The organism is Paraburkholderia sp. J63, assembly GCF_905220245.1.
Taxonomy (GTDB): Bacteria; Pseudomonadota; Gammaproteobacteria; order Burkholderiales; family Burkholderiaceae; genus Paraburkholderia.
Genome location: NZ_CAJMZF010000247.1, coordinates 1 through 207, shown reverse-complemented (window position 1 = coordinate 207; position 207 = coordinate 1). Strand labels below are relative to the sequence as shown.

The following is a 207-nucleotide window of genomic DNA, read 5'->3' as shown; positions in this document are numbered from 1 at the left end:
TGTGGCCAACGGGCTGCTGAGCGCATCGAGCACGGACGCGGTGAACGGTCAGCAACTGTTTGCGACGAATCAGGCCGTGACGACGCTGCAGGGCGATATCACGAACATCAACGGTCAACTGGCCGATGCGGTGACGTACGACTCGTCGGCGCACGATTCGCTGACGCTGGGCGGCACGGACGCGACCACGCCGGTGGCGCTGCACAA

Annotated in this window: 1 protein-coding gene; it reads left to right on the top strand. The window is 64.7% G+C overall.

Annotated features, from left to right (window positions below; translation table 11 throughout):
• Positions 1-207: hypothetical protein (locus U5775_RS39385; protein ID WP_322063493.1), on the top strand; the 207-nt coding region annotated here is incomplete at both ends.